Annotated in this window: 16 protein-coding genes and 1 pseudogene; 7 read left to right on the forward strand and 10 right to left on the reverse strand. The window is 45.1% G+C overall.

The window, feature by feature from the left end:
• Positions 1 to 49: 49 nt before the first annotated feature.
• Positions 50 to 1,861, reverse strand: coding sequence for a choice-of-anchor I family protein (locus AB6D58_RS20935; protein WP_372158356.1), 1,812 nt, complete (start codon positions 1,859 to 1,861; stop codon positions 50 to 52).
• 201 nt (positions 1,862 to 2,062) lie between these two features.
• The gene (ompW, locus tag AB6D58_RS20940) at positions 2,063 to 2,713 is read right to left on the reverse strand and encodes an outer membrane protein OmpW (RefSeq protein WP_017071378.1); all 651 of its coding nucleotides are present in this window, start codon (positions 2,711 to 2,713) and stop codon (positions 2,063 to 2,065) included.
• A 402-nt stretch (positions 2,714 to 3,115) separates the two neighbouring features.
• Between ompW and glgC the strand changes: the two genes are divergently transcribed.
• Positions 3,116 to 4,336, forward strand: coding sequence for a glucose-1-phosphate adenylyltransferase (glgC, locus tag AB6D58_RS20945; protein ID WP_017064925.1), 1,221 nt, complete (start codon positions 3,116 to 3,118; stop codon positions 4,334 to 4,336).
• Between the two features lie 121 nt (positions 4,337 to 4,457).
• Here the strand turns inward: glgC and AB6D58_RS20950 are convergent, their stop codons facing one another.
• The gene (locus AB6D58_RS20950) at positions 4,458 to 5,888 is read right to left on the reverse strand and encodes a YfcC family protein (RefSeq protein WP_136979617.1); all 1,431 of its coding nucleotides are present in this window, start codon (positions 5,886 to 5,888) and stop codon (positions 4,458 to 4,460) included.
• A gap of 414 nt (positions 5,889 to 6,302) precedes the next feature.
• Positions 6,303 to 6,530 (reverse strand): annotated as a pseudogene (locus tag AB6D58_RS20955) (hypothetical protein); the annotation flags it as partial.
• Between the two features lie 57 nt (positions 6,531 to 6,587).
• Here AB6D58_RS20955 and AB6D58_RS20960 point away from each other — a divergent pair.
• The 4 genes from AB6D58_RS20960 to AB6D58_RS20975 all read left to right on the forward strand — a co-directional run bounded on the left by AB6D58_RS20960 (position 6,588) and on the right by AB6D58_RS20975 (position 8,802).
• Positions 6,588 to 6,845, forward strand: coding sequence for a hypothetical protein (locus tag AB6D58_RS20960; protein WP_229648214.1), 258 nt, complete (start codon positions 6,588 to 6,590; stop codon positions 6,843 to 6,845).
• 337 nt (positions 6,846 to 7,182) lie between these two features.
• The gene (hpf, locus tag AB6D58_RS20965) at positions 7,183 to 7,539 is read left to right on the forward strand and encodes a ribosome hibernation-promoting factor, HPF/YfiA family (RefSeq protein ID WP_017061680.1); all 357 of its coding nucleotides are present in this window, start codon (positions 7,183 to 7,185) and stop codon (positions 7,537 to 7,539) included.
• A 240-nt stretch (positions 7,540 to 7,779) separates the two neighbouring features.
• Entirely contained in the window at positions 7,780 to 7,935 is a 156-nt protein-coding gene (locus AB6D58_RS20970; RefSeq protein WP_017061679.1) for a DUF3012 domain-containing protein, read from the forward strand.
• A gap of 78 nt (positions 7,936 to 8,013) precedes the next feature.
• A complete protein-coding gene (locus tag AB6D58_RS20975) occupies positions 8,014 to 8,802 on the forward strand; it encodes an HAD-IIB family hydrolase (protein ID WP_136982941.1) in 789 nt (262 codons plus the stop codon).
• Between the two features lie 94 nt (positions 8,803 to 8,896).
• Here AB6D58_RS20975 and dgcA read toward each other — a convergent pair whose 3' ends face one another.
• The 5 genes from dgcA to AB6D58_RS21000 form a co-directional block, all read right to left on the reverse strand.
• On the reverse strand, positions 8,897 to 9,883 hold the full coding sequence (gene dgcA, locus AB6D58_RS20980; protein WP_136982942.1) for an N-acetyl-D-Glu racemase DgcA: 987 nt from the start codon (positions 9,881 to 9,883) through the stop codon (positions 8,897 to 8,899).
• A gap of 57 nt (positions 9,884 to 9,940) precedes the next feature.
• Entirely contained in the window at positions 9,941 to 10,948 is a 1,008-nt protein-coding gene (dgcN, locus tag AB6D58_RS20985) for an N-acetyltransferase DgcN (protein WP_017061677.1), read from the reverse strand.
• A 91-nt stretch (positions 10,949 to 11,039) separates the two neighbouring features.
• Positions 11,040 to 11,945, reverse strand: coding sequence for a LysR family transcriptional regulator (locus AB6D58_RS20990; protein WP_102320893.1), 906 nt, complete (start codon positions 11,943 to 11,945; stop codon positions 11,040 to 11,042).
• 95 nt (positions 11,946 to 12,040) lie between these two features.
• Positions 12,041 to 12,877, reverse strand: a complete 837-nt coding sequence (locus tag AB6D58_RS20995; RefSeq protein WP_017061675.1) for an SGNH/GDSL hydrolase family protein — start codon at positions 12,875 to 12,877, stop codon at positions 12,041 to 12,043.
• Between the two features lie 87 nt (positions 12,878 to 12,964).
• Complete coding sequence (locus AB6D58_RS21000; RefSeq protein WP_017061674.1) at positions 12,965 to 13,477, reverse strand: RNA methyltransferase; 513 nt, start codon at positions 13,475 to 13,477, stop codon at positions 12,965 to 12,967.
• 275 nt (positions 13,478 to 13,752) lie between these two features.
• Between AB6D58_RS21000 and AB6D58_RS21005 the strand changes: the two genes are divergently transcribed.
• Positions 13,753 to 15,414: a methyl-accepting chemotaxis protein gene (locus AB6D58_RS21005; protein ID WP_372158359.1), complete on the forward strand. Its 1,662-nt coding sequence runs from the start codon at positions 13,753 to 13,755 to the stop codon at positions 15,412 to 15,414.
• A gap of 114 nt (positions 15,415 to 15,528) precedes the next feature.
• On the opposite strand, the gene AB6D58_RS21010 is transcribed toward AB6D58_RS21005, so the two are convergent.
• Positions 15,529 to 16,398 carry a LysR family transcriptional regulator gene (locus tag AB6D58_RS21010; protein ID WP_017061672.1) on the reverse strand — a complete coding sequence of 290 codons (870 nt, stop codon included), beginning with the start codon at positions 16,396 to 16,398 and terminating at the stop codon, positions 15,529 to 15,531.
• 209 nt (positions 16,399 to 16,607) lie between these two features.
• On the opposite strand from AB6D58_RS21010, the gene AB6D58_RS21015 reads away from it, so the two are divergent.
• Complete coding sequence (locus AB6D58_RS21015) at positions 16,608 to 16,955, forward strand: DUF3316 domain-containing protein (protein WP_372158361.1); 348 nt, start codon at positions 16,608 to 16,610, stop codon at positions 16,953 to 16,955.
• The last annotated feature ends 115 nt before the right edge of the window (positions 16,956 to 17,070 follow it).

Consider the following 17,070-nt stretch of genomic DNA (forward strand, 5'->3'; position numbering starts at 1 on the left):
TCGTGGCGCTTTTGTTTTGATTCAATCTAATTGCTAGTAAGAAGCGTGATTAAAACTCAACGCGGTAAACTGACGTGCTACCACTCACTTCGTTGCCAACCGCAATAAAGTGGTTACCAGAACGAGTGAAATACTTGATTGATTCTGGACCTAAATCACCCGCTTTAGCGTTGTAAGTCTCGTTGTCGCAATCACCGTCTTCATCAACCTTAGTGCACACTGGCTGAGTAAAGTCGCGATTGTTCAAGTAGCTGATGAAACTTGCGTTTTTAGGCTGTGTTACGTCGTAAACCATGATGCCACCTTGGCGCTCAAGTCCAATAAAGGCATAGTGCTTGCCGTTGATATCCGCCACTTCGATCGCTTCAGGTTCTACGCCTTTATCATCACTACGATCGTCACCGCTTTGGTTGTTATCATTGGTGCTGTTGAAGCTTGCAGGATCTTGCTCAAGTACGATTCGAGCAAAATCATCGCCGCTATCAAACACGAGCTCGCCTGACTCATCCCAGATAGAGAACGAGCGGCTGCCGAATGCTTGAACCTTTTGGTCAGCAGCGAGTGTCCCTTGTGGCTTAATCACTTTAAGACGTGCAAGTTGCTTGTTGTCTTTCAATGCGCCATCTAATGGGTGGTTAGCGTCAATATCTAACTTCTTGCCGCGTACTTCATCGACATAAGCGATACAAAAGTCTTTTTCTGTGGTGTAGTTTTCGGTGCCTTGATAATCGTCACCGTCCCACTCAAAACCTTTCTCATCACACATTTCTTGCGTAGTCTTGATGCCATATTCACGACCATCACCTTCGTTCGCAGTCACGATGTAGGTGTTGCCATCAACACTGTAGCTAGTGATGCTATCTGGCATGTAGAGGCCTTCTAACATCGCGTAGCTTTGCAGATTACCGATATTTTTGTCTTTGTTTGACGCATCTAGCTTAGCGTTATCCCAAGGCTTTCCGCCTAGTCCAAGAATCGCATCCACATGTGCACTCGCCACATCAATCGCTGCCAACGCGTTGTTCTCTTGGAGGGCAACGTAGAGTTTTCCGTTATCCGCAAATGTTAGGTATTCCGGTTCAAGATCTTGAGCAACCGTTGCATTCGGCGCAGAGATTCGAACCTTGTCGGTTAGCTCTGCATGGCGAGGCTGACCTTGATTGAATGCCTTGAAATCAATCTGAGTGACTGTCGCTTGCAAAGGACCATTGGTTAAATCCACCAGCGTTACTGAACCTTCAGGATCAATGCTGTAATCCGCATTCGGCTCACCTTCATTTGCAGAGGCAATGTAGCGACCATCTTTCGAGAAGCTCACCATGTCCGGTAATGCACCAGCCGTATAAGTAGTAATCAGCTCTAACGTGTCTGAACGATAAAGGGCAATGATGCCGTTTTGTTGCTTGTCAGCATTTTCAATCGCGACAGCAACTAATCCTTGATGAGTCGACACACTGTTCGCTGCACCAATATCAATACCAGAAGCTGCAGCCGCTGATTGAAGATCAATCGAACCCGAAGATGTTGGTTCGCTAGCTGAGTTCATTGATAAAACATCAACTTTCTGAGCTTGAGCGTTCACAACATAAAGCTTGTCGGTACATGAATCGTAGCTGACGATTTCGGCTGCAGAAGTATCAAACGGGGCGTCGGCGATTGAACGGCCAACTAGGCTGATTCCGGTTACCTCAGCATTGGAAGCGCTTGGCTGCTCGATGGATTGGCATTGAAGGCTAAAAGCATCAAGTGATGTTTGAGATGGCGTAGCAGTCGTTGGTGATGTTGGTTGAGAACAGCCTACTAGAGCAGAACTTACCGCGATAGGCAGTAATAGTGTCAGCTTATTAAATTTACGATTCATATATCCTCCATAATTTGAATCGCGATCATAGAGGGCTGTTATGACACTTATCTTTCCCTTTTATTAACAATAAATGACGACAATAAATAACTTTTACCCATAGCAACAGAAAGTTAATGCGAACAACCTATTAACAAGTAAGAAAAAAAAGCGCCCAAGCTGGCTGATGCTTGAGCGCCTTTAGTAAACTGTATAGGGAGATTAGAAGTTGTAACCACCACCAATCATGAATACCCATGGGTCGATATCAACGTCTGTTGAGTACTGGTTACCCGCTGTATCTTTATACTTTGCAGTTGTATCTATATCTGCATACCAAATAGATGCATTTAGGAACCAGTCTTCATTGATCATGTAATCCACGCCAATATTTGCTGCAAGCCCCCAAGAGTCATCAAGAGACAAATCACGTAGTTGAGCGTCTTTACCAGTTCCGTTAAATTTTTCATCAAAGAAGAACGTGTAGTTAATACCTGCACCTACATAAGGGCGAATTTCACTGTTCGCTTCACCAAAGTAGTACTGAACCATAAGTGTAGGCGGAAGGTGTTTAACATCTGCAATATCACCTAGTCCAAGTAAATCAGTAGATACCGTATGTGAAAATGGTGTTGCTGCAAGAATTTCTAAACTAACGTTATCAGTGAACATATAGCCAAATGTTAGGCCAAGTTGAGTATTTGAATCTACAGATAGCTCAGAACCTGGTGAGTTTAGTACATCACCACTGCTGTCGTTTGGAGATACCATTGCTGCACCTGCACGGATGATGAAATCACCTTCTTTATGAGCAAGAACATTGGTTGACATAAGAGCCGCAATAACCGCAATACCACATACTGTTTTTTTCATTATAATTTCCTTTTGGGGGGCTTAATCTTTATTGGTGAATGAGTAATCATTTCTTATTTTGCGTGCAAGGTAGCATAGAATAACCCTACTTTATTGATGGAAATCAATTTGTGAAAAGTTGTGATTATTTATGTAAATTTATATCGACCCGATCACTTTATTTCTTCATTTTATTGACAGTTTTGTAATGCAGCTTTTCCGTGCGTCATTTTGTTAACCCAATCCCTTCACTCTGTTCGGATCTTTTTTGGATCAAAATAGAGCAAGCCAATATCTCGCACGCATTATTTTGGTGCAGAACAACAAGAATCAATCTCGCCTCGTATAATATTCAATGAGTTACATTTGGCTTAGTGCTTGCAAGTCTATGTTCATAATCATAAATACATTGAGGTTCTGATCATGCAAGACACTCTAACAATCGTTCTGGCCGGCGGTGTTGGCTCTCGGCTTTCCCCTCTCACCGATAACCGTGCAAAACCTGCGGTACCCTTTGGTGGCAAATATCGAATCATCGATTTCACACTCGCGAACTGCTTACACTCTGGGCTACGCCAAATTTTGGTGCTGACTCAGTACAAATCTCACTCTTTGCAAAAACATTTAAGAGATGGTTGGTCGGTGCTTAACCCGGAGCTCGGCGAATACATCACCAATGTTCCTCCACAAATGCGAACCGGTGATAGCTGGTACAGCGGTACTGCCGATGCGATTTATCAAAACTTGTATCTACTTTCACGCAGTGAAGCCAAGCATGTGGTGGTGTTATCCGGTGACCATATCTATCGCATGGATTACGCACCAATGCTCAAGCAGCACAAAAAGAACGAGGCCGACCTAACTGTGGCGTGCATGGAGGTTTCGATTGACGAAGCCAAAGAGTTTGGTGTGATGGAGATAGATGAATCTCTAGAGATCAATAACTTTACCGAAAAGCCACGTTACCCTGCATGTGTACCTGGTAGGCCAACTCGAAGCATGGCTTCAATGGGTATTTACGTCTTTGATAAAGAAGTACTAACACAAGCGCTACTGGCGGACGCCGAAGATCCGAACTCAAGCCACGATTTTGGTAAAGATATCATTCCTAAATTGGTGGGCAACAACAGTGTTTACGCATACAAGTTTGGGGATGAAGAAGGCCGAGTGACCCAAGATGCGTACTGGAGAGATGTTGGTACTATCGACTCTTATTACCAATCCAACATGGACCTGTTAAAGCCAGCTTCGCCTATCGATTTATATCAACCTGATTGGGCGATTCGTACTTACGAACCGCAGCTGCCACCCGCACGAACCATTGCTTCAGTTGAAGGTAATCAAGGAATATTCATCAACTCGATGATAGCGAATGGCGTTGTAATTGAAGGCGGCTCGGCGCAAAACTCAATCTTCTTCCCGAAAGTGAAAGTCAGCAATGCCGCGATTGTGATTGATAGTATTCTGTTTGAAGATGTTGAGATTGGAAAAAATTGCCACATACAAAACTGCATCATCGACAAGAACGTTAAGGTGCCTGACGGAACCCAGATCGGTCTTGATGGCCTTGCCGATGCGAAACGCTTCCATATATCAAAACAAGGCGTGATTGTGGTGCCCTCTTCTTACCAATTTGAAGAGTAACCTTTAACGTTGGAATAGCTTTTCTTTAAACGAAAAAAGGCAGCGAATTCGCTGCCTTCTTATTTACTCACACAGCTTAAGTTAAGCCTTAACTGTCCATGTATTCGATTAAACAGAAACCTTAGAAAGGCCCTAACTCAATCATTTGAGCAATCACAACAGAAACCAAAGCGCCTACCGACCAGAACAAGAACAGTGGTAAGAAGAAACGAACCCACTTGGTGTAAGGTACTTTTGCTATAGCCAATACCGCCAACAAGCCACCATTGGTTGGGTAAATATAGTTAGAAATACCATCACCCAATTGAGAAGCCAGTGCTGCCACTTGGCGAGTCACTTCACCAATATCTGCCAACGGAATAATGATTGGCATGGTGATCACCGCTTGGCCACTGCCTGATGGAATAAACAGGTTGATCGCAGCCTGCGAGAAGTAGATCCCTGCTGCTGCCACAAGTTTAGAGCTACCAGAAATGATTTGTGCAAGATAGAAGATAATAGAATCAACAATCTTCGCGTCTTCCATAATGGTTAGCACTGAACGAGCAAAGAAGATGATCAGTACCGCAACCAATACATCGCTAACACCTTTGGTCCAGTACTCACAAATCTTGTTCGGAGATAAGCCCGCCACCAAACCCGGAATAATCGCCATCGCCACGAATGCACCCGCAATCTCGGTGAAGCCGAAACCCATCGTCAACGTGCCGAAGATCATGTATGCGAACACGCCCAAGAACGCGATGCCCGCAAGCTTTTCACGTGTGGTGAGTGTTTTCGCTTCAACGTTAGATTCGTAGTGGTAACCCGTACCGTGCAACAAACCTTTGGTCGGGTCTTGCTTAACTTTGCGCGCGTAGTTAAGTACATACCAAGCACCTGTTAGCAACATGAACATGCCAACAATAAAGCGATACCACATGCCTGAATACATAGGCAGTTCAGCGATAGTGTGTGCGATACCCGTAAAGAATGGGTTAGCCAAAGCGGCTGCGAAACCGGCACAACTTGCCAGTAAAACAACGCCAAGTGCCGTTATAGCGTCATAGCCAAGCTTGATACAGATCGGGATCATCAAAGAGATGAAGATGACATCAAGTTCACGCATACCGGTGAAGGTAACGTTGAAGAAAATCGCAGTCATGATCACAGGCGCAATTACGTACAAGCCTTGCTTCTTTAGCTTAGTGGTGAGCGCAACAACGGATGCGTCTAACAAACCCATGTGTTTGATAATGCCAAAAGCACCACCCACAAATACCACAACGCCCATCACGCCAGAAGCGGATTTGAAGCCTTTAAAAAATGATTCGAAAAAAGAGGCTAATGTTGTTGGGTTGCTCGCTAAGAGTGTGTAGCTGTCTGGGTCGATAACCGTGCGGCCATTCATGACCACTCGCTCGAATTCACCAGCAGGGATGAAGTAAGTTGCGATTGCAGCAACGATCACCATGATAACCAAAGAGAGAAACGGGTGGTTTACTTCTTTCTCTGTCGGCGCTGTGTTACCAGCTTGAGATGTAGGTACGGATGTGGATACCGTAGTCGTCATATAGACTCCTTATTTGTCAGCAACTAAGGTTCACTTAGCCGCCGAGAGGGATTTTTGGAAAAACGAAACCCTTCACGCAGAACATAGTTCACGCTAACTAGGCTGTTTCTAAAAGGCCTTTGATAGATGGTGCTCTCAAATGTACATAGTGAAGTAGTGAGAACTACTCTCTTTGCGTCCGAGCAAAATGCAGATGTTCGGCCAAGTCAGGCCAAACTGAATGAGGTCATTACAAGCAGATAAACAGAAAAAGACTGTTTGGGTAATGCGTTTTTTATCAATTACAAAGACAAGCGGCGCATACTAGCATAACGAGTCATTAATTGTCAGAAAAGTGTGAGTTTCGTCATGCTTTGGTGAGCAAAAGAAAAGCGCCCACTAATAAGTAAGGCGCTTTTCTGCAATCGAATCGAGTTACTTAGGTGCTAATTCGTAGTTTTCTTGCATCTCATGAGGGGCAATCCCGTACTCATAATCTGCTAAGTAGCCATCCTTATAGACCTTCATTCCCTTCTCATCCCAGCTCACTTTGATCATCGCCGTGTTGCCATCTTCACTGCCTAACAGCTCCAGCATTTCTGCATCAATCTTAATGGCTTTGATGGTTTTAATACGCTTAAACGGCTTAAATTCAGTGGCCGAGAATACGATGGCCGAGCGATAACGCTTAAGCTTGAGTCCAATCGCAAAGATTCTCGATTGTTGCTCAAACTGCAACATATTGATCTAGGCTCAATTGATGAGTCTCGCATTTCAGAACTTGTGCGATTCAAAGTCGAAACGCCGGTTCGCTATGAAGGTGACATTAATTATTGGCGTCAGGGCGTCGAATTTCCTGTCGATCAACTGGCATCCAATAAAGAAGTCGATATTCGAGCACGCATTACCATACCCGAGTCTCAACTCACAGCAGGAGAGTTTCACTTCAATATGGAGTGGGCAGTTGAGTGTCTATAAATTAGTAACTTAAGCTGATTTTTTAATCAAAGAAGAAAAAGTGAGTGAGCTGGAAAGAAAATCAATGGAGTGACAAGTTCGGAATTATAAAACCGATAAAGAGAGATTCACTGGGAATTCGCTGTAGGTTAGCGCAAATTATCAAGGATGGAGTTTTTTTGAACATGTCTTTAAAACACGAAACATAATATGCGATCAGTTCATCGGACTTTCAAGGGAGTAACAAGAGAATATTTGATAACACTGAAGTCAATCACACATGTGCTAATTCTCAGTTGGTTAATCTATGCGATGTTTGCTACGTTTAAATGACACAGTCATTGGAAAGGTATGATTTATGAAAATAAATGTTCAAACACATCATGTATCAATTAACGACGAGTCACGCAAAGACATCGAAGGTAAATTCGAGAAGATATCTAACCATTTCCCATCACTGATCAGTTGCGACATCATCATTACTAAAGAACACGGTCAACATCAGGTTGAAGTATTCACCAACTACGAAGGTGTACGAGTAACAGCAAAATCGACAGACGATGTTATGTACCCAGCTATCGCTGCAGCACTTAAGAAACTTGAAGCGGGCCTAAGTAACCGTAAGGGACAATTGAAAGCCGACCTACACGAGAAACCAACAAGCACGAAGCCAGAGATTGCTTCGGACATCATCCAAGAGATGAAATTGGTATAAATCGATAAGTAGTTAAAGCGAAATAACGAATAGAAACTTATTAAGAATTTCAAAGCCAGCATACGTTGCTGGCTTTTTCGATCTTAAAGCCAAGCAAACCTTCGCTTCTTTACCGTCCCTCGAATTCAGCTCAACCCCACATCATTATTAACGCCCTTAAGTTCTTAGCAGCTATAACAATCACTTGTGGGATTTGATACAGTTATAAGCAGAAATTTAGACCACAACGGAATGTTTATTATGAAGAAAATCGCGTTGATACTTTTCCTTGCTACTCAATTAATGGCTTGTACCGAGGTTGGCAGTGAAGCTTGGTGTGCGGATATGAAAGAAAAGCCTAAAGGTGACTGGACGGCTAATGAAGCGGGCGATTTTGCTAAACACTGTATTTTCTAATCACGTTAGCTTCTAATTCTACATTGGGCTGAATTAATACGCTCTGTGTAAAACAATCCATGGAATAAGTGAGTTTTAATGGAACACCAACTAGACAACAACTGGAAGCACATCGAATGGGTATTAACCGACGTCGATGACACGCTCACTTGGCAAGGTTCACTCCCTCCAGAAACCCTGATTGTGTTACAAAAGCTGAGAGACAATGGAATCAAAGTGGTCGCTGTAACGGGAGCCTGTGCTGGTTGGTGTGACCATATTGCGCAGCTCTGGCCTGTCGATGCCGTGCTTGGAGAAAACGGCGCCTTCTTACTAGAGAAGCAAGATGATGCATTACAACTCTCATCTGAAACACCGCTAGAACAAGTGCGTAAGAACCAAGCTAAGCTAAAACAAGAAGTTGAAGCGATCTTGTTGAGTTACCCCGACCTATCGCTAACTTTGGATCAATCTTACCGCTTGTGTGAGGTCGCGATTGATATCGGCCAAAACCGTAAGCCTGTTGACCCTGAAACTGTTCAAGCGGTACTCGAAAGAATACACGCTTTAGGCGCACACGCGACGGCAAGTTCGATTCATATCAACGCTTGGTACGGCGAACACTCAAAGAAAAACGCCGTGCACCGTTTCCTGGCTAATAAAGGCTTATCGCTTGAGCAAATCCACCATCAAGCCTGCTATGTCGGCGATTCAATGAACGATCAACAGATGTTCGAATCACTACCACTCACCGTTGGCGTGGCAAACATTAAGCATTATTGGGATAAGTTAGATCATCATCCAAGTAAGGTGATGTCGCAGCCAGGTGGCTATGGGTTTGCAGAATTTGTGGATGCGCTGCTGAGGCTTAAAAGTGAAGTAATTTAGATAATCGCTCAGACTTTGAAGCAAAAATCGCACAAGTTTTCACTCATACGATTTCATTCATGTCATGTCCATCGATTAAACGGGCTCAACGAACTTAGAGAATAATCATCCCATCTCGATAAGTCAGTGCTGGCGCTACATCTTGGCCAAGTAATACCGGGCCATCGAGGTCGACGATTTCAGATTGAACCGCAATAGGCAGAGCTGCACGCATCGCCAAAGAAGTACCGAGCATACAACCCGACATCAGCGTAAATCCTAGCCTTTGGGCTTCTTCTGCAAGAACCAATGCTTCAGTCAAACCGCCCGTTTTATCGAGTTTGATGTTGACCATTTCATACTTACCCAACAGCGATGAGAGCTGTGAAGTGGTATGACAGCTTTCATCAGCACACAGTGGTATCGGGTGCTTGATGTGTGCCAGTGAGGCATCGTGCTGTTGGGGTAACGGCTGCTCGATCATCGCAATATCAAATTCTGCCAATTGATTGAACAACTCTTCGAGATTCAATCCTGTCCACGCTTCATTCGCATCCAATACAATTTGAACATCTGCCGCAGCTTCTCGTACCGCGCGAACACGCTCTACCACCTGCTCGCCGTCAAGCTTCACTTTCAGAAGTTTCGCACCATTCGCGACATAGTCTCGAGCCTGAGTCGCCATGGCTTCTGGCGTGCCAATCGAGACTGTCATTGCAGTCACGATTTGAGCAGGCAACTCAAACAAGCTATTCGGAAACGTCTGGTCGTTCTGCTGAGCTTCAAAATCCCAAAGCGCACAATCGACCGCATTGCGCGCTGCCCCTCCGGTCAATAAAGACTGAAGATGATCTCTTAGCTCTGCCGGATCAGTAACGCCTCGTTCAAACATAGCTTCAAGTGCGCTAGACGCTTGTTGGATTTGCGCTAACACAGACTCCGATGACTCGCCGTATCGTGGGTAAGGCGTGCATTCGCCCTGAGCTCGTTTGCCACCATGTTCAATGTAAACACGAACAACGTGACACTCAGTTCGACTGCCACGAGAGATGCGAAAAGGCGTTTGCATCGCGATAATAATGGGTTCAGCTGTAATCTTCATAATTTCACTCGGTTGATGTTCACTTTAACAAATGGAAACGTAGAAATGATGAAGTCGTTAAAGTGAATGTCGCAAATGATCAGTAATGTGTTGTACACCAAAGCGCACTGGGTCCGTCACTGGCACTTGATAGAGTGTGGTCCATTCTTGGCACAATGTCTCAGCCTCTTCAATGCTAATCGCCGACGTGTTCAAGCAGATACCCACCAGCTTCGCGTCTGGATTAGTCAGTCGCGCCGCTTGCAAGTTGGCTTCAATCGTCTGTTCTATGCTTGGTAATTTAGCATGAGGAAGGTTACGAATATGTGGTCGCCCAACTTCATGACACAGCACTAAGGCATCAGCTTGTGCGCCATGTAAAAGACCCAAACTCACGCCTGCAAACGAAGGGTTGAACAAAGAGCCTTGCCCTTCAATGATGTCCCAATCGTGGTCGGTAAAATCAGGGCTAATCGCTTCAACTGCGCCAGAAATAAAATCCGCAACCACCGCATCAATCGAAATACCGCTGCCTTCAATCAAAATACCTGTCTGCCCTGTCGCTTTAAACTGAGCGGATGTTCCCGCTTGTTTAAGCGACTTTTCAATCGCTAATGCCGAGAACATTTTGCCTACTGAGCAATCAGTTCCGACAGTAAGCAGGCGCTTACCTTGACGAAGCTTACCGTTACCAACATTAAGAACACCGTCAAAATGGCGTACATCATGAAGCTTAGTCAATCCTTGTTGCTGCATGTCAGCAAGCGGTGAAAATTCACTCAATCGTTGGTGCATGCCAGATGCAATCTCATATCCCATTTCTGCAGCGGCCATAATGGTTGACTGCCAAGAATCAGGAATAACACCACCCGGATTTGCGGTACCAATCACTAGCGTCTTCGCGCCCTGCGCTTGCGCCTCTTGCAGGGTCATATCCGTTAAGCCCAGTGAAACGGTATCACCCGTTAAACGCAGTTGACCTAGGCAGATTTCTGGTCGCCATTGATGAATACCGCGAGCTGTTTTTGCAGCGAGTGGGTCAGTAACATCCCCAAGAAAAAGAAGGTAAGGTTGAGCGATCGACATGAGTATTCCTAATTAATAAGCCCTTGTATGGGTTTACTTTAATTAAGAACTTCGAAGCTGCCGAATGCCTATTTATGGCGAGCCTATAACCTTAAGTTATAGGGTGAGTATGGATTTTCAATGAAGCGATAAATTGCTTAACGGAAATCGACTGAGGGGTGTGCTCTGCGCAAAGCATCGATACCGAAAATTGGATGTCTGGTTGAAGCGGCAACACACAGACCGCATCGTCATTTTGATATTGCTCTGCCGTCCACGGATCAACAATCGCAAACCCCGCTTGGTGCTTGACCAGTTCCGCAGCGGCGCTATACCCACGTACAGATATCGGGTGGTGATAATGCTGCTCACGTGCAATAAGGCGTTGATGTAACAGGAGGCCTAATGGATCGCGGCTATCGAGCCCGATGATTGGCAGCGGATAATTGATCAGATCATCTAACGTTAATTCCGCGGGGAAATGATCAACCGTATTGGAAGGAACCAAAACCTTTAGTGATTCGGTTAATAGCGTTTCACTTAATATCGCAGGCGGTGCTTCATCGCCAAACGCGATAGCAATATCAAGCTCATGCTTTAATAACCCAGCACACAGCTCATCACGGTTTGCAGTCAGCAACTCAAAAGAGAGATCTTGCTTACTGCCATTTTGCTCGCGAGACATTTGGGCGATTACAGGAGTCAGTAATTTAGTCGCTAAAATCGGCGGCGCACCAATGCGTAAATGCTGATGGCCTTGCTTCACTTTGTTGGTCAGAGATCGAAATTGCCCCAATTGCTGATACACCTTTTCCGCTTCTGGCAGTAAGGTTTTTGCCTCAACCGTTGGCACCAACCGCCCTTTAACTCGTTCGAATAAGCCAAACCCAAGTTGTTGCTCCGTGTGCGCCAAAATACGGGTCACGTTTGGTTGCGACACATGCAAGCTGCGCGCGGCTCCAGATACGGTTCCGGTCTGCATAATGGCGTAAAAGACTTCCAATTGTCTTAGGTTCACATTGATGTCCTTATGGTTCGCGAAACAAATCTAGGGTTTGGCTTTTCTTGTATTAGCTAAGCTGTTTATCGGTCTAGCTAGCGTTTTGCGTGAGTCTATTTTAGTAGCTCAGCTATCGTAGGTTGAAGTATCTCAGCCCAAGTTTGATAAGCCTTCGCATTCAAATGCAGATCATCACACGAGTACTTGTTCGACAACAGCTTATTAGGCGACAATACTGAATTCACATCTAAGAACGCAATGCCTTGCTGTGTACAGTACTCGCTTAGCTTGCTATTGAGCAGTTCAACCGACGGATTTAAACCTTGCAGTTTAGAGCCAACATAAAGCGTTGATTGCACCAATATGCGAATCTCATTTTCTTGCCACACCTTAAGCATATCAATGTAGTTCTGGTAGATATGGTCGACATCATAACCCTGAGCTAAATCGTTTATCCCTGCCATAAAACACACCAGCTTTGGCTTCACATTCAACGTGGTATCAATACGGCGCAACATGCCAGTTGTGGTGTCACCCGCTAAGCCACGGTTGACCATCGAAACATCGCGAAAGATATCCGCCCACGGGGCCCATTCGGTGATCGAATCACCAAACATGACTAGGTCTGCACTTGGGGAAAAATGGCGATGGTTATCTGATGTCATGATGTAACGACTCATACTGTGGCCTCGTTGCTGAATCTCAGACTGAAGAGCGACTGCCTTGAGGATCTCGCTATCTGGCGTGGCGCTATCAAATTGAGCTAGCAATCCTTCGATATGAGGCTTAAAAGGGCTAAGACGAGTACTCAGTTGATGATGTTCTTTAAGGGAAGATAACCTCTCTAGTAATGCATACAAAGAGCGGTTTTGACCAACTTCTTGGAATAACTGATAGAGATCGAGGACAGAGTGTTGCTGTAGCGCGGCAAGTAATTGCTTGTCTTCCATGGTGTTATCTAACCCTTCAATTATCTGATGATGAACTCAAGATAATATCCGATTGCGTACGGGATAGATAACACTAGAAGCAGAGAATTACTTTTCTTTGATTAGCAGATGGTTACGGTTATCGCGGCTTTTCTTAATGAGCTCGTTGCTCTCGTCCATTTCATCTGACTTAGCAAGGCGATCATAAAGCAGCACGTTAACTGTCGCAGCCAAGTTCATGCAGCCTACTGTTGGTACATAAACAACATGATCTGCTCTGTCGGCGACATCTTGAGAAATAGAACCGTCTTCAGGGCCAAAGATATAGATGGCATTTTCTGGGTGTTTAAAACGCGGCAGTGGTGTTGCACCCTCAGCGAGTTCTACACAAACAATTTTCGTTTCTGGATCAAGATTGTCTAAAAACGACTCAACACCAGTCAACGGGATAGTACGCGCAGCACTCTTAGTATCGGTGTGGAATTTTGCGGCTTTTTCGTAGCGTTGCCCTGTGTATTTAACTTCGTCGACTTGGTAACAACCAGCCGCACGCATAACAGCACCAACGTTTGTCGGGCTCTTTGGGTTAGTTAAACCAATAGTCACATGGCTTTTGTTCATGAATCTTTCTCACTTAACGAATAGACATAGCAGGGTGCTACAAAGCGTCGCATTCTAACAAAGCAGCGTCGAATTCAAAAGCATCGATACAAACTCACTTTTTCGCGCTTAAGCCTCTAGTTGCAAGGCTTCTCACCCCAAAAACCTAACCGTCATCATATTTATAAAACAAAAACACTCTAGGATAACAATTAAACAACAAGCCCATTTACATTTTGAAACCACATTAATAATGTGTTGAAAATTGCATGAGATAATCACACAGGAAGCGTGACATGACCCTAACCATCAAAAACCGCCTTTATATTCTCTCTTTCATTCCGTTGCTACTAATGGCAATTGGCATGATGAGCGTGACGTATATGAAGAGCACCGAGCTAACCGCACAGCAAGTTGAATCGACGCGTAGCAATATGATGGCGATGAAAGAAAAGGAACTCAAAGCGTATCTACAAATGGCCTACTCTTCGATCAGCCCATTTTTGGAAAGAGGTGCAACATTAGAAGAAGCCTTACCGACATTAAGAACTCTCGAATATGGCGAGTCTGGCTACATCTTTGGCTACGACTCTAAAGGCGTTCGAGTAGTTGTTGGGCAAAATAACGATGGCATTGGTAAAAACTACTACGACCTGCAAGACAAAAAAGGCAACTACCTGATTCGTGACTTGATCAAGAACTCAAAGCTTGGTGAGTTCACCACCTACTACTTTCCAAAACTTGGTCAATCAGAAGCTCTACCGAAACTGAGCTACTCGATATTCGTTCCCCAGTGGGACTTGATGCTAGGCACAGGTTTTTATACTGACGACATCGATGCTGTAATCGCAGAGATGAAAGAGAGCTCGAATGTCGCGTTACAAAGCTCATTGACGGCGATCGCTATATTCTGTGGTTTGATTGCCCTAGTAGTTGCTGCGTTTGCCGTTGCCGTCAACCGCACAATCATGCGACCACTCGAGCAGTTTGATCGTTCAATCAGCGCATTCGCGAGTGGCGAAGCCGATTTAACCGCTCGAATGGAAACATTTAAAGCGCCTGAGTTCACTAAGCTCAGCGAGAACTTCAACGCCTTCGTGGCAAGCCTTCAAACCATCATTCGCAGCGTAAGCGATGTCGGTCAGCAAGTCGTAGCCGAGACATCTAACATGTCTTCTCGTGCTGCGCAGGTCGACGAGATTGCTACAGGGCAACGTGAAGAGACAGAACAAGTTGCAACAGCGATGACTGAGATGACCACAACGGCGCAAGAGATCTCGAGCAACGCTAGTCAAGCGGCGGATTCCGCCAAGCTTGCAGAGGGCAATGCAAAAGAAGCGCAACAGATCGTAAACGCAGCTGCAGATTCGGTGGCAGGCCTAGCGAGCGAAGTATCAGAAGCCAACACCGTGGTGTCTCGTTTAGAAGGCGATGTACAAAACATCTCCTCTTCATTGGCGGTCATCCAAGACATTGCCGAGCAAACTAACCTACTCGCGTTGAATGCCGCGATTGAAGCTGCACGTGCAGGCGAACAAGGTCGTGGGTTTGCTGTGGTTGCCGATGAGGTTCGTAAACTGGCAAGCCGTACTCAAGAAAGCACTGGCGACATTCACAAGATGATTGAGCAACTTAAAGCTGCCTCAGATGCTGCTGTGAAAGCGATGGATTCAAGTCAAAACCGAAGTGCGCAAACCGTGGAAGAAGCGAATGCCGCAGCCAAAGCACTGGCGAAGATCCAAGCGTCGATTGATACCATCATGGACATGAACTCGCTTATTGCGACAGCCACTGAACAGCAAAATATTGTAGGACAAGAAATATCTCAACGCATCGTGGTGATTTCTGACCAAAGCTCACAATCGGCAGAACTCGCGAATCAAAACCGTACAGGTAGCCAAAACCTCAACAGTCGTGCAAATGAGCTGTATCACTTGGTGGATCGCTTCACCGTCTAATACATTTTCGGTCTAGTAAGCCGTAATCAAACGATAATTAATCCTAAAACACGCCGGGCTTCAGAATCTCTATTCTGAAGCCCGTTTTTATCGGTGGAGGTTTTAAGCCATACACTAATCCAATTGCTCAGAAAGGAAGTCCACCAGCAGGCGAACCTTTGAAGATAGATTACGGTTCTGAGGGTACAACGCCCAGATCCCTTCTTTGTCGTCTCGGTAATCGGAAAGCACTTCGACTAACTCTCCAGAGTCTAGATCTTCACTCACGTAGTATTCAGGTAACTGCACCAAGCCAATGCTCTGCTTCGCAGCATCTAATAACGCTAAACCGCTGTTGCACTTAATGCGTCCGTTAACACGAACCGAACGAGGGCGACCATTTTCTTTAAAGCGCCAGTGTTCAAATCCACCAACTAAGCATTGATGATTATTTAATTCAGATAATGTATGCGGTTCCCCATAACGTTCAATATATTCAGGGCTTGCACATACATAAAGTTGGCGTTGAGACAGCCTCTTTGCCACAAGGCTTGAGTCTTCCAAGCGGCCAAGACGAATCGCAACATCAACACCCGAATCGATAAGATCGAGCTTTTGATTGGTCAGCATCAGCTCAAGCTCTACTTGCGGGTGAAGCTTTAAGAATTGATGCAGTATTGGGGCGAGTTGGCGCTCACCATAAGTCACAGGCGCGGTGACTTTCAGTAAGCCTTTGGGTGTGGATTGCATCTGCGTGACCGCAAGCTCAGCAATTTCTAAACCTTCGACCAACAACTTACATTGTTGGTAATAGAGTTGCCCAGCCTCTGTAAGAGACACCTTTCGAGTCGTTCGATTGAGCAGTTTCACTGCGAGTCGTTCTTCGAGGTTTGCTACTCTACGACTGATTTGAGCCACCGACGTAGCGAGCTTCTGCGCCGCACCAGTAAAGCTTTCACGCTCTGCCACTGCAACAAACTCACTTACCCCTTCCCAATTGGCCATGCCTTTACCTTATGCTGAACTTTGGTTACCCATACAGTGTATTGAAGTTAGATATCAGTGTCACCTTGCTTGATATGCGCTGTGCATTAATCTTCGGCACCTATAGTCATTCCCTTACAGAACCATATTTTTGTCCTAACATTAACCTCATCCCCTATTGCTAGGGTGAGAATCTCTAAAACACTGGTACAACAAAGTAAGGTATCCCTTTGAAGAAGTTAATCATACTTGCATCAACTCTTGTACTCAGCACCACTGCGTTTGCAGCAACTAAAACAACAATTCAAGAAACAACGCTAAAATCTGATACATTTGTTACTGAAGCGGAAGCATACGATGCAGGCACCAACCTTATGGATGAGTTAAGCGCAAAAACACCTTTTGAGCTTTCAAGAGAACTGCCACAGTTCCAACAGACAACCAAATACGATTCGTTCAAGATTGATGACGCGAATATGGAAGTGAAGAAAATCACTAACATGAGCGGTGACATTCATTACCAAGCGAACGTAAAAGTTGACTACCGTTACAAATACAAAGACGGTCGCAGCAGCTAACACCGAATGATTGATCAGGTCTAAAAACTGATCACCTAGTCAAAAGACTGATCACCTAGTCAATCGAGTAGGAGGAGGCCTCACGGCCTCCGTCCTCTCACACCACCGTACAAGC

Origin of the sequence: Vibrio sp. 10N.239.312.D08, from assembly GCF_041466145.1 — a bacterium.
Classification (GTDB): Bacteria; Pseudomonadota; Gammaproteobacteria; order Enterobacterales; family Vibrionaceae; genus Vibrio; species Vibrio crassostreae_C.